The following is a 12,248-nucleotide window of genomic DNA, read 5'->3' on the forward strand; positions in this document are numbered from 1 at the left end:
ACTCGCCGCCGTGCCCGTCAGACCCTCGGCTGCTGCTGCGTGATGCAGTGGATGCCGCCGCCGTTGGCGAAGATGTCGCGGGCGTCCACGAGTTCGATGGCGCGGCCCGGGAAGAGCTTGCCGAAGGTCGCGGCGTTCTCCTCGTCGCGCGGGTCGTCGAACGCGCACAGGATCACCGCGCCGTTGGCCACATAGTGGTTGATGTAGCTGAAGTCGACCCAGTCGTCGTGGGCTTCGAGCACGGTCGGCGCCGGGATCTCGACCACCTCGAGCGAACGCCCCTCGGCGTCGGTGGCCGCGCGCAGCAGAGCCGCGTTCTCCTTGCCCACCTCGTGGTCCGGGTGTGCCGGATCGGGCTGTACGTGGACGAGGACCAGGCCCGGTCGAGCGAACGACGCGACGATGTCGATGTGGCCCCGGGTGCCGTACAGGCCATAGTCGCGGGTGAGTCCGCGCGGCAGCCAAATCACCTTCCGCACACCGAGGAACGCCTTCAACTCGGCCTCGACCCGCTCCTTGGTCCACCCGGGGTTGCGGCCCTCGTCGAGTTGCACGGTCTCGGTGATCAACACCGTTCCCTCGCCGTCGACGTGGATGCCGCCACCCTCGTTGACCATCCGCGACACGTACCGACGTACGCCGGCCGCCTCGATCACATGCTCCGCGATGTGCCGGTCGTGCTCCCACGAGGCCCACTCCTGGGCGCCCCACCCGTTGAACACCCAGTCGGCGGCGGCGATGCCACCCCGGCCGTCGGTCAGGAAGGTCGGCCCGATGTCGCGCATCCACGCGTCGTCGAGCGGCTTCTCCAGCACGGTGAGCGGCCGGTCGACGTAGCGCGCCACGGTGTCCGACTCGCCCAGGTCGGTGACCAGCGTGACCGGCTCGTAGCGGGCGATCGTCCCGGCGACCCGGCCCCACGCGGCGCGCGCGGTGTGCAGGTCCTCCTCGGCGAATGTCTCGTTGCGGCTGGGCCAGGCCATCCAGGTGCGCTCGTGCGGCACCCACTCCGCCGGCATCGAAAAACCGTCGGCGACGGGGGTGTTCGTCATCTCGTCACTTCTTTCATCGGGAGCCGCTGGCACCACGGGTGCTCCGGGCGCCAAGGGCATCACGGGCATCACTGGCATCACGGTCACTACAGGAAATACAGCCGGTTCAACGACACCGATTCGGCGGCCTCCGACATCACGGGCTCGCCGTCCATCGTCACCAGACCGGTGTCCGCGGCGACCCGGACCTCCGCCAGGCGGTTGTTGTGGATCATCGCCGCGGGACCGATGCCCCGGGTGCCCCGCACACCCACCCGGCGACGCCGCGTCGGCATCAGGTCGCCGCCCGTCGCCGCGGCGGCCTGCGAGGTGAACGCCACCGACAATTCGGCCGGCGCCGCCCCGTGCGCGCCGAACTGCGGTCCCAGGACCAGCGGTTCGCAGTTGTCGGTGGAGGCGTTCGGATCGCCCACCACGCCGTACGCCGGGAATCCGCTCTTCAGCACCAACTGCGGCTTCGCGCCGAACCACTGCGGCTGCCACAGCACGATGTCGGCCATCTTGCCCACCTCGATCGAGCCGACCTCGTGCGCGAGACCGTGCGCGATCGCCGGGTTGATGGTGAGCTTGGCGATGTAGCGCTTGACCCGTGCGTTGTCGTGCCGTTCGTGCTCGGCGCCGCGCTCCGACTTCATCTTCCCGGCCATCGCGAACGTCCGCCGCACGGTCTCCCCCGCACGCCCCATGCCCTGCGCGTCCGACGAGGTGATCGGGATGACCCCGAGGTCGTGCAGTACGTCCTCGGCGCCCATCGTCCCGGCCCGAATCCGGTCCCGGGCCATCGCGGCGTCGCCCGGCAGGTCGGTCTTGAGCCCGTGCGCGGAGACGATCATGCCGAAGTGCTCGCCGAGCGCGTCCCGCCCGAACGGCAGCGTCGGATTGGTCGAGGAGCCGATCACGTTGGCCACTCCGGCCATCCGCATCACGTTCGGCACGTGGCCGCCGCCGCAACCCTCGATGTGGTACGCGTGGATCGTCCGCCCGTCCAGCACGGAGAGCGTGTCGTCCACGGACAGGCACTCGTTGAGGCCGTCGGTGTGCAACGCGACCTGTACGTCGTGGTCTTCGGCCACCCGCAACGCGGTGTCCAGGGCCCGGGCGTGCGCGCCCATGTCCTCGTGCACCTTGAAACCGGACGCCCCGCCCTCGATCAACGCCTCGTCCAGCGGCCCCCGACCCGACGACGAACCGCGGGCCAGGAAGGCGATGTTGACCGGCCAGGCGTCGAACGCCGCGAACGCGTTCCGCAGCGCCCAGGGCGAGTTCACCCCGACCCCCCAGACCGGCCCGAACTCCTGACCGACCAGCGTGGTCACCCCGGACGCCAGCGACGCCTCCATGATCCGCGGCGAAAGCAGGTGCACGTGCGTGTCGATCGCGCCGGCGGTGGCGATCAGCCCCTCACCGCTGACGATCGTGGTGCCGGTGCCGACGACCACCTCCACGCCGTCCTGGGTATCCGGGTTGCCGGCTCGCCCGATCGAGGCGATCCGCCCCTCGCGAATGCCGATCGAGACCTTGCGAATGCCCTGGATCGCGTCGATCACCACGACGTTGGAGATCACCACGTCGCAGGTGTCGCGCACCGCGACCGCCCGCAGATGCAACCCGTCACGGGCGGTCTTCCCGAAGCCCGCGAGAAACTCGTCCCCCGGCAGCGCCGAGTCGTGCTCGACCTCGATCACCAGCCCGGAATCCCCGAGCCGCACACGATCCCCGGCCCGCGGCCCGTACGTGGACGCGTAGTCACGCGGATCCATCGGATCACCACCGCCACTCACCGGGCACCCCGCTCCCCACCATCGCCGAAACCCCGGACCGCGTCGGAGCCCGCCGCCGTCCCGGAACCCGCCGCCGGATCGGAACCGGAGCCCGAATCCGCACCGCCGGCCGGCTCCGCACCCAGATACCCGCACGCGTACGCCCGACGCAGCGCCTCCTCGCGCGCGCCCGGCGCGTCCAACGGCCCGTCCACCAAACCCGCGAAGCCGATCGCGACCCGCGCGCCGCCGATCGGCACCAGCCGTACCTCGACCGTCGCGCCCGGATCGAACCGCACGGTGGAGCCGGCCGGGATGGCCAACCGACGTCCGTACCCCGCCGCCCGGTCGAAGCGCAGGCGCGGGTTGGTCTCGAAGAAGTGGAAGTGCGAGGTGACGCTGATCGGCACCTCGGACGTATTGGTCACCGGCACCGGGACCGGATCGGCATCCGCGTACGGGTCGACCGCGGGCCCGCCGGGAATCACCGCCCCCGGCGCGTCGTCTCCGAGCGAACCGGGTCCGGACACCGGCGCCGCGACCGCCCCCGAACGCGAACCGTGCCCGTGACAGTGCACCTCGCCCGCACCGACCGGCGGGCGCTCGCCGGAGCGGAACGGGTCGGTCACCACGGCCAGTCGCGTCGCGTCGTCGAACACCGCCTCGACCTTGACGTCGGCCACCACGTCCACCACCCCGGGCAACACGTCGACGACACCCAGAACCGAACGCCCGGCCTCGATCGCGTCGGCCAGCCGCGCCCCGTCCCGAGCCGCCTCACACACCGTGTCCGCGATCAACGCGGTGGCCTCGGGCACGTTCAAGAGCAGCCCGCGAGCCCGCCGCGCCCGGGCCAGCTCGGCGGCGGTGAAGATCAGCAACCGATCCCGCTCCGTGGGCGTCAGCCGCATGCGAACCTCCGTATTGAATGCCGTTCAATTCAGATTGAACGGCATTCAATACGACACTGTCAACGTCCCTCGCCCGGCGCCGACACCGCGGCCGGCGCCCCGTGCGCCTCGACCGGCGGCCCGCGGGGTCAGTTCCCCAGACGCGACGCCAGGCCGTCCAGGAGGAGTCCCAGGCCCGTCTCGAAGCCGCGGGCGTTGAGGGTGTCGCGATCACCCGCGGCCAGGGAGTCGGCCAGTGACGGGTACTCGGCCCGATACTCCTCGGCCGGCCGGGTGAAACCCTCCTCGTACGTCTCGATCACCGACCCGACCACCAGGTAGTCGAGTGCCGCCGAGAATTCGGCCGCCTCGGCCGGGGGCAGGCCGATGCGGGTCAGCGTGCGGGCGACGGCGTCGTAGGCCGACAGGGCCTGCTCCGTGGACACCGGTCGGCGGGCGATCACCGGGAGCGCGTCGGGATGGCGCAGGTACGCGGCGCGGTAGCCGCGGGCGAAGGCGGCGATGCCGACCCGCCAGTCCGGGTCGTCCAGCGGGGCGCGGTCTATCTCCCTCGTGATCACCACGGTGATCGCGTCGAGCAGTTCCTCCTTGGACGACACGTGGTTGTACAGGGACGGCCCCCGCACGTCCAACCGGGTGGCCAGCGCCCGCATGGTCAGCGCGCCCATGCCGTGTTCGTCGACGAGATCCACCGCCGCGCGGGCGATCAGTTCCCGGTCGAGTTTGGGGCGGTTGGGTCGACCCATCGTGCGCTCACCTCGTGCCGTTCGCGAGCGCCGTCGTCGGTCACTCCGCGTCGCCAACCTAGCCGGAATTCACCTCTTCCCCTACATCCGGTCGGGGGCTATGGTCCTCAAACTAACTAAGTAAGTTTTATTCGTTCCCGCTGCGAGGTCCCGATGAACCACGGCACTTCTCGCCCACCGACGGCCGGCTCGTCGGCCGCTCCACCGACCGCCCCGTCGGCGCCGGCCACCACCGGCAAGGCGCCCGACCACGACGCCGCACGGCTCGGCGAGCTGGGATACGAGCAGGAGCTCAAGCGCAGCCTCGGCGTGCTGGGCAACCTCGCCATCGGCTTCGCGACGGTCTCCCCCGTGGTGGGCCTGTACGCGGTCGTCCAGGTCGGCGCCACCGTCGCCGGCCCCGCGTGGGTGTGGGTGCTCCTGGTCGCGCTGCTCGGCCAGGCGCTGCTGATGTGCGTGTACTCCGAGTTGGCCTCGCAGTATCCGATCGCCGGCGGCGCCTACCAGTGGGCCCGCCGCCTGCTCGGGCCGACCTACGCCTGGCTCGCGGGATGGGTGGCGCTGTGCGCGGTGGTGTTCGCCAACACCACGATCGTCTATCTGGGCGCACCCTGGTTCTTCGCGCTGTTCGACGCCGAGCCCACACCCGGCCGGATCGTCGCGGTGGCCGCGATCTTCCTGCTCTGCTGTACCGCCGTCAACGCGCTCGGCATCGACGTGCTGCGCCTGGTCCTCGCCGCCGGCATCGCGGCCGAGGCGGTGGCCTCGCTCGGGGTGGGTCTGGCGCTGCTCCTGCTCTTCCGGGAGAACGGCTTCGGCATCCTCACCGAGACGATGGGCGCACAGGCACTGTCCGGGGGCTCGACCCCGTCGGCCCTGTTGACCGTGCTCGCGGTCGGTGGCTGGGCGTTCATCGGCTTCGACGCGTGCGTGGCCTCCTCCGAGGAGACCAGGGACGCGGCCCGCCAGGTGCCCCGCGCGATCTGGTGGACGCTGACCAGCGTCGGCGGCCTGGTCGTACTCAACGCCGTCGCCGTGCAGTTGGCCCACCCCGACCCGGCCGCGGTGGTGCACGGCGAGGACCTGGACCCGGTCACCACCGCGGTGGTGAACTCGTTCGGCTCGTGGTCGGCCAAACCCTTCGTGGTGGTGGTGATCATCGCCTTCATCGCGTGTGCGCTCGCCTCCCAGGCGTCCGCCGCGCGCGCGGTGTACTCGGTCTCCCGCGACGACGTATTGCCCGCCTCCCGCGCGCTGCGAAGGATCAACCGGCGGCAGGCCCCCGTGGGCGCGCTGCTGATCACCTCCGCGATCAGCTGCTCGGCCCTGCTGCTCGCGCTGGACACCTCCGCGATCGGCAGCCTGATCACCTTCGGCAGCGCCGCGATCTATCTCCAGTTCCTGCTGATCGCGCTGGCCGCGCTGATCGCCCGACTGCGCGGCACCTGGACGCCCGCCGGCCTGGTCCGGCTCGGCCGGTGGGGCACCCCGCTGAACGTGCTCGCCGTCGCCTGGCTGGCCTTCGAATTCGTCAACATCGCCTGGCCGCGCAAGATCCTCGCGCCGCCGGACGCCCCCGCCTACCAGGTGTGGGCCGCCGTCATCGGCATCGCCATCGTGGTCGGCAGCGGCGTGCTGTACCTGCTGATCAAGCGCCCCCAGGACAAGGTGCGGGTCGGCGCGAGCTTCGCCGACGGCGGCACCGACCCCGAACCCTCGACCCCCGTGGAGAGCACCGCATGACCACCGCCGACCTCGTCGTCCCTCACGCGCACGTACTGACCATGGATCGGAACCAACCGGTCACGGACGCGATCGCCGTCCGCGACGGGGTGATCGTCGCGCTCGGCGCCGACGCCCGGGCGCTGATCGGCCCGCGTACCGAGGTGGTCGAGGCGATCGGACACACCGTCACACCCGGCCTGACGGATTGTCACCAGCACTCCGTGATGGGCGCCGGCAGCACTCGCGGGGCCGACCTGGTCGGCGCCGTCACCCTGGCCGAGGTACAGCGCCGCCTCGCCGAACAGGCCGCGCCGTGCGGTCCGGACGACTGGGTGCTCGGTTTCGGGGGCGAGTACGCGGCGTTCGCCGGCCGGGCCATCCACCGCGACCTGATCGACGCCGCCGTGGACGGTCGGCCCGCGTTCGTCTGGATGTCGGACAGCCACACCGCGCTGCTGAGCACGGCCGCACTGCGCCTGGCCGGACTGACCGGGCCGCGCGAGTTCGCCGACCGGAGCGAGATCGTCTGCGACGAGCGCGGTCCGACCGGCGAGTTGCACGAGATGACCGCGTGCTTCCTGGGCCACCGTGCGGTACCGCCGATGCCGCGCGGCGAAATGCTGTCCCGGGTCGAGGAGTTGTTCGCCGAGCAGAACCGACACGGGGTCACCGGCGTACACATCCTGGACGACGCGCCGGGCACCGTCGACACGCTGGCCGGGCTGGACGCCGAGCGGCGGTTGAGTATGCGGGTCCACCTCGCGCCGTGGTGTCCGCCGGGCGAGGTGGACAACCTGGCCCAGCGCATCAGCGAACTGCGCTCCCTGGGCGGGCCGGACGGGCTGGTCGAGCTCGCCGCGATCAAGTTCTTCGCCGACGGCGCGATCGACGGCGGCGGCGCGTGGCTGCACGAGCCGGACTGCTGCGGCCAGTCGCACCGGTCCCAGTGGAAGGACTTCGACCGCTACGCCGAGGCGGTCGCCATCGCCGCCCACGCGGGCCTGCCGGCGTGGACGCACGCGATCGGCGACCGGGCGGTGGCCCGCGCCCTGGACGTGTACGCCAAGCACGCCGCGCCGTTCGGCACCCGGCATCGCATCGAGCACGCCGAGGTGTTGAGCGACGCCGACGTACCGCGCTTCGCCGCGCTGGACGTGGTGGCGTCGATGCAGCCGACACACATGGACTGGTCGTTGCCCGACCAGTCCGACAACTGGTCGCGCCGGGTGGGACCGGAGCGGGCGGCCAGGGCCTGGCGGTGCGCGGACATCCTGGCCGCCGGCGGGCACGTCGCGCTCGGCTCGGACTGGCCGGTGGCCGCGTTCGACCCGCGACGCACCCTGGCCGGCGCCCAGCTGCGCCGCCCGGCGGGCGAGATCGACCGAGCGGCGTACGGGGCCGCGGTCGGCCTCACCGCCCGCCAGGCCCTGGCCGGCTACACCACGCAGGCGGCCTACGCGGCGGGCGAGGAGACGACGGCCGGCCGGATCGCCGTCGGCTGCCGGGCCGACCTGACCGTATTCGGCGGCGACCCGCTGACCTGCCCACCCGACGACCTGCCGGAACTCCCGGTCACCGCGACGGTGGTCGCGGGCCGAGTCGTATACCGGGCCTAGCCCTCCGACGCGTCCGAAACACCCACCGCGGCCGCCGCACCCCGCGCACCCGGCCCGGCCCGACCCGGCTCGACCGCTCCCGGTCGGGCCGGGTCGCCCGCACCTCGACCCGACCCGTCCGGACCGGCCCCGCCGCCGGCCGGCGCCGCGCCGGCCGGCCCTCAACGCCCCTCGAACGCCCAATCCCCCGTGTCCAGTTCGCGCCGCTCATACGCCGCCACGATCTCCTTCTCCGCGGCGTCCCGCCCCTCCCAGTGCGAACCCTCCACCGATTTGCCGCGTTCGAGGTCCTTGTACACCTCGAAGAAGTGCGCGATCTCGTTCAATTGGAAGGCCGGGACATCGGCGATGTCCTGTATCGCGTGTCGCCGCGGATCGCGGGCGGGTACACACAACACCTTCTCGTCCGGACCCTTCTCGTCGCTCATCACGAACATCCCGACCGTGCGGCAGCGAATCAAACAGCCCGGAAAGGTCGGCTCGTCCAGCAGCACCAGCACGTCGAGCGGGCCGCCGTCGCCGCCCAGGGTGCGATGCACGAAGCCGTAATCGGCGGGATAGGCGGTGGACGTGAACAACATGCGGTCGAGCCTGATGCGTCCCGTGCGGCGATCCATCTCGTACTTGTTCCGACTGCCCGCAGGAATTTCCACAACGACGTCGAACTCCACGACGGCTCCTTAGCGGCTATGGATCAAGACCCGATATGCGCGGCATTCCGTATTCCCGACGTACCGTCCGAGGACTTTCCCACGTCACCGGGCCGTTACGCACGTGAAGCACGGGACAACCGACCCATTCGAAGTGCCCCGACCACCCGATCGCCGCGACCCTTGACTCGGTCAACTAAGTAAGGTTTCCTGTCCATCGAACCGAGACCGCACCCACCCGACCCCCATCACCAGGAGCAGCCGTGATCCGGATCGAGGACGCCGACCGCGTCCGGACCCTCACCCTCGACCGCCCCGAGGCGCTGAACGCGTTCAACGAGGCGCTGTACGACGCGACCGCCGACGCGCTGATCGACGCCGCCGCCGACCCCGCGGTGGCCGTCGTGGTGCTCACCGGCGCGGGTCGGGCCTTCTCGGCGGGGACCGACCTGATCGAGATGGCGCAGCTCAACAGCGGCACCAAGGTCAAGGGCCGACACGGCTTCGGCGGCATGGTCGATCGTGTCCAGGCGTTTCCCAAGCCGTTCCTGGTCGCGGTCAACGGACTCGGGCTCGGCATCGGGGCGACCGTCCTGGGCTTCGCCGATCTCGCCTTCATGGCCGACACCGCCCGGCTCAAGTGCCCGTTCACCTCGCTCGCGGTCGCGCCGGAGGCGGGCAGCAGCGTGACCTTCCCGCGGCTGATCGGCCGGCAGAACGCGATGTGGGCACTGCTGAGCAGCGAATGGCTGAGCGCGGCGGAGTGCCTGGAGATGGGTCTGGTGTTCAAGGTCTGCCCGGCCGACGAGTTGATGGCGGTGACCATGCGGCATGCCCGGATCCTGGCCGCCAAGTCGATCCCGTCGCTGATCGAGGCCAAGCGCACCGTCCTGGACGGCCTCGGGGACACGATCGACCGGGCCCGCCGCCGCGAGGACGCGGCCTTCGGCCGACTGCTCGGCCGCCCCGCCAACGTGGAGGCGCTGACCGCCTTCGCCGAGCGCCGCGAGCCCGACTTCGCCGCGATCGACGCCCGGGAGGCGTGAGGGCGACGCCGAGCCGGGGACGGGCGCTCGAACATCGAGGTTGTCCGGGTTTGCCGGGAGTGATGTGGGCTGCGCCATACTGACCGTCCGCACGCCCGTTCCCGTCCCCAGGATCAGCGCCACCCATGAGCAACCCAGACACCCCGGACACCCCGGCCACCTCGGGCACCCCAGGCATCGCGGGCACCCGGGGCAAGGCCGGTCCCGCCCCGGCCCACCCCGCCCCCGCCGGTACCCATCACCTCGGCCACGCCCTCAAGCCCCGCCACATGACCATGCTCGCGCTCGGCGGCGCGATCGGCGCGGGCCTGTTCGTCGGCACCGGCGCCGGCATCCACACCGCCGGCCCCGGCATCCTGATCTCCTACGCGCTGGCCTCGGTGCTGGTGTTGCTCGTGATGCGGATGCTCGGCGAGATGGCCGCGGCCGTCCCCCGCAGCGGCTCGTTCTCCGAGTACGCCGGCGCCGCGTTCGGGCGGTGGGCCGGCTTCACCGTCGGCTGGCTGTACTGGTGGATGGTCACCATCGTGCTCGCCGTCGAGGCGTCGGGAGCGGCGGCGATCGCGCACGGGTGGGTGCCGGGCGTACCGATCTGGGTGTTCTCGCTGGTGATCATGCTGGTGTTCACCGGCGCGAACCTGCTCACGGTGCGCTCGTTCGGCGAGAGCGAGTTCTGGTTCGCGACGGTCAAGGTCGTGGCCATCGTCGGCTTCCTGGTACTGGGCGTGCTGGCCATCATGGGGTGGCTGCCGGACACCGACGCGCCGGGCCTCGACAACCTCACCGGCAACGGCGGCTTCCTGCCCAACGGCTGGGACGGGGTGATCGCCGGGCTGCTCGCGGTCGCCTTCTCCTTCGGCGGCCTGGAGATCGTCACCATCGCCGCCGCCGAGTCGGACGACCCCGCCCGCAACGTGGCCCGCGCGGTGCGCACCGCGGTCTGGCGCATCCTGCTCTTCTACATCGGCTCGGTGGCCGTCATCGCCACACTGCTCCCGTGGGACTCGGACCGGCTGGGCAGCCCGTACGTGTCCGTCCTGGAGGACATCGGCATCCCGGGCGCGGCCCACGTGATGGACGTCGTGGTGTTCACCGCGCTGCTGTCCGCGCTGAACTCGATGTTGTACGGCGCGTCCCGGATGGCCTTCTCGCTGTCCCGGCGCGGCGAGGGCCCGCGCGGGTTGTCCCGGGTGGCCGGCAACGGGGTGCCGCGGACGGCGGTGCTGGCCTCCTCGGCGTTCGGCTTCCTCGCCGCGCTGCTCAACGTGTGGTGGCCCGAGCAGGTGTTCAAGCACCTGCTGAACTCGGTCGGCGCGATGTTGCTCTTCGTCTGGTTCGCCATCGCCGCCGCTCAACTGGTGTTGCGCCGGCGGATGGAGCGGGAGGATCCGGACCGGCTGCTCATCCGGATGTGGGGTTTCCCGTATCTGACCTGGTTCGTGATGCTCGCGCTCGCGGCCGTGTCGATCCTGATGTTGTTCGACGCCGACGCCCGGCCGCAGCTGTTGTCCTCGGTCGTGGTGGTGGCCGTGGTCCTCGGCTTCGCCCTGGTCCGCGAGGCGCGTCGGCGCGATCTGCGCAGGCGGGCCGAGAGTCGCTTCTGAGGCGACCCGAGTCGCCGCCGAGGCGGCGCGAGGCGACCCGTGACTCGGCTCAGAGGCCGGCTCGCGCCAACGCGCGCAGTTGCTCGCCGCTGGGGCACCAGTTGGAGCTCAGTTCGTCGGTCGGCCAGCCGGCCAGGGTCGCGCTCGCGGCGAAGTTGGACTGGAGGTAGCCGAGCAGGGTGCGGCGCGGGTCCTCGGCCCGGCGGACCACGTCGTACTCCAGCGTGGAGCGCGAGCCGTCCGGCAGCCAGACCGCCTCGCGGGGGGACAGCGGCTGCCGCTCGACGCCGGCGGGCCTGGGCGCGGCGTACGAGTAGTAGGCGGGGTAGGTGACGGCCGGATCCCCGGCCCAGAAGCCGAACGAGATCACCTCGTGCGAGTACGCCTCGGCGGTGACCGGGTCCACCCCGCTCGCCGGCGGGTCGACCCGCTTGCCGGAGAACCGGGTGAGCGCGAGGTCGAAGGAGTGCCAGAACAGCTGGACCGGCGAACTCTTGCCGTCGAACCAGCCCATGAACTCCTCGAACACGTCCGCCGACCAGGTCAGGATCCGCCAGAACCGCGACGCGTACTCGGCCCGATAGGTGGCGTGCCCGGTGTCCTCGCGAAACGGCGTGGTCAGGTGCGCCACGCCGAAGGGCTTCTCCAGCAGCGGTACGTCGATCCCGAGGTCGGCGAGCACGCCGTGTACGGCGAGGTCGAACGCGGCCACGCTCAGCCCGTCCACGAGGGCGATCTCGCGCACCTCGCCGCGCTCGGTGCGAAAGACCACGCGGTGGTCGATGAAGTCGAACGCGATGTCGAACGCGATCCCGGCCACGCGCAACCGGCGGGTGGTCAGCCCCCGGGCGTCCACCGTGAAGGTGATGTTCCACCAGTGGTTCTGCGGGTGGCTCGCGGCCAGCTTCACCTTGCCCACGATCTGCGCGAACAGGTGCAGGGTGTCCAGAGTGTCCGCCCACGCCGCATAAGGGAGTTCGGGAAGCTCGGGACGGGGTTCGGGGGATCCGGCGGAATTCACGCGGTTGCTCGAAGCGATGGCCATGAGTCGATTCTCGCCGCCCGACACCCCCTGCGTCCCGTTATGTTCCGCCGTCCGGGCCGGTGAACACGGTTCGGTGTCACACCCCCCGAACGG

Annotated in this window: 10 protein-coding genes; 4 read left to right on the forward strand and 6 right to left on the reverse strand. The window is 71.3% G+C overall.

The window, feature by feature from the left end:
- Nucleotides 1-17: 17 nt before the first annotated feature.
- The 4 genes from EMA17_RS39655 to EMA17_RS39670 form a co-directional block, all read right to left on the reverse strand.
- Nucleotides 18-1,052: an agmatine deiminase family protein gene (locus EMA17_RS39655; RefSeq protein WP_126642085.1), complete on the reverse strand. Its 1,035-nt coding sequence runs from the start codon at nucleotides 1,050-1,052 to the stop codon at nucleotides 18-20.
- Between the two features lie 86 nt (nucleotides 1,053-1,138).
- Complete coding sequence (locus tag EMA17_RS39660) at nucleotides 1,139-2,812, reverse strand: urease subunit alpha (RefSeq protein ID WP_126642086.1); 1,674 nt, start codon at nucleotides 2,810-2,812, stop codon at nucleotides 1,139-1,141.
- A 17-nt stretch (nucleotides 2,813-2,829) separates the two neighbouring features.
- On the reverse strand, nucleotides 2,830-3,723 hold the full coding sequence (ureA, locus tag EMA17_RS39665) for an urease subunit gamma (protein ID WP_126642087.1): 894 nt from the start codon (nucleotides 3,721-3,723) through the stop codon (nucleotides 2,830-2,832).
- Between the two features lie 128 nt (nucleotides 3,724-3,851).
- A complete protein-coding gene (locus EMA17_RS39670; RefSeq protein ID WP_126642088.1) occupies nucleotides 3,852-4,469 on the reverse strand; it encodes a TetR/AcrR family transcriptional regulator C-terminal domain-containing protein in 618 nt (205 codons plus the stop codon).
- Between the two features lie 153 nt (nucleotides 4,470-4,622).
- On the opposite strand from EMA17_RS39670, the gene EMA17_RS39675 reads away from it, so the two are divergent.
- Both EMA17_RS39675 and EMA17_RS39680 read left to right on the forward strand, forming a co-directional pair.
- Nucleotides 4,623-6,212: an APC family permease gene (locus tag EMA17_RS39675; RefSeq protein WP_126642089.1), complete on the forward strand. Its 1,590-nt coding sequence runs from the start codon at nucleotides 4,623-4,625 to the stop codon at nucleotides 6,210-6,212.
- On the forward strand, nucleotides 6,209-7,810 hold the full coding sequence (locus tag EMA17_RS39680; protein ID WP_126642090.1) for an amidohydrolase: 1,602 nt from the start codon (nucleotides 6,209-6,211) through the stop codon (nucleotides 7,808-7,810). Before EMA17_RS39675 ends, EMA17_RS39680 begins: the two co-directional genes overlap by 4 nt.
- 161 nt (nucleotides 7,811-7,971) lie before the next feature.
- Here EMA17_RS39680 and EMA17_RS39685 read toward each other — a convergent pair whose 3' ends face one another.
- On the reverse strand, nucleotides 7,972-8,481 hold the full coding sequence (locus tag EMA17_RS39685; RefSeq protein ID WP_126642091.1) for an inorganic diphosphatase: 510 nt from the start codon (nucleotides 8,479-8,481) through the stop codon (nucleotides 7,972-7,974).
- A 242-nt stretch (nucleotides 8,482-8,723) separates the two neighbouring features.
- Here EMA17_RS39685 and EMA17_RS39690 point away from each other — a divergent pair, with 242 nt between their 5' ends.
- Together EMA17_RS39690 and EMA17_RS39695 are read left to right on the forward strand one after the other, a co-directional pair.
- On the forward strand, nucleotides 8,724-9,506 hold the full coding sequence (locus tag EMA17_RS39690) for an enoyl-CoA hydratase/isomerase family protein (RefSeq protein WP_126642092.1): 783 nt from the start codon (nucleotides 8,724-8,726) through the stop codon (nucleotides 9,504-9,506).
- A gap of 125 nt (nucleotides 9,507-9,631) precedes the next feature.
- Nucleotides 9,632-11,110 carry an amino acid permease gene (locus EMA17_RS39695; RefSeq protein WP_126642093.1) on the forward strand — a complete coding sequence of 493 codons (1,479 nt, stop codon included), beginning with the start codon at nucleotides 9,632-9,634 and terminating at the stop codon, nucleotides 11,108-11,110.
- Nucleotides 11,111-11,159: 49 nt separating this feature from the next.
- On the opposite strand, the gene EMA17_RS39700 is transcribed toward EMA17_RS39695, so the two are convergent.
- A complete protein-coding gene (locus EMA17_RS39700; RefSeq protein WP_126642094.1) occupies nucleotides 11,160-12,155 on the reverse strand; it encodes a DUF5996 family protein in 996 nt (331 codons plus the stop codon).
- Between the last annotated feature and the right edge of the window lie 93 nt (nucleotides 12,156-12,248).

Origin of the sequence: Embleya hyalina, assembly GCF_003967355.1 — a bacterium.
GTDB lineage: Bacteria > Actinomycetota > Actinomycetes > Streptomycetales > Streptomycetaceae > Embleya > Embleya hyalina.

Excerpts from the sequence above, each read along its gene's own strand:
- EMA17_RS39680 (WP_126642090.1), top strand. The coding sequence starts at position 6,209 with ATGACCACCGCCGACCTCGTCGTCCCTCACGCGCACGTACTGACCATG.
- ureA (WP_126642087.1), bottom strand. The coding sequence starts at position 3,723 with ATGCGGCTGACGCCCACGGAGCGGGATCGGTTGCTGATCTTCACCGCC.
- EMA17_RS39700 (WP_126642094.1), bottom strand. The coding sequence starts at position 12,155 with ATGGCCATCGCTTCGAGCAACCGCGTGAATTCCGCCGGATCCCCCGAA.
- EMA17_RS39670 (WP_126642088.1), bottom strand. The coding sequence starts at position 4,469 with ATGGGTCGACCCAACCGCCCCAAACTCGACCGGGAACTGATCGCCCGC.
- EMA17_RS39675 (WP_126642089.1), top strand. The coding sequence starts at position 4,623 with ATGAACCACGGCACTTCTCGCCCACCGACGGCCGGCTCGTCGGCCGCT.
- EMA17_RS39655 (WP_126642085.1), bottom strand. The coding sequence starts at position 1,052 with ATGACGAACACCCCCGTCGCCGACGGTTTTTCGATGCCGGCGGAGTGG.
- EMA17_RS39660 (WP_126642086.1), bottom strand. The coding sequence starts at position 2,812 with ATGGATCCGCGTGACTACGCGTCCACGTACGGGCCGCGGGCCGGGGAT.
- EMA17_RS39695 (WP_126642093.1), top strand. The coding sequence starts at position 9,632 with ATGAGCAACCCAGACACCCCGGACACCCCGGCCACCTCGGGCACCCCA.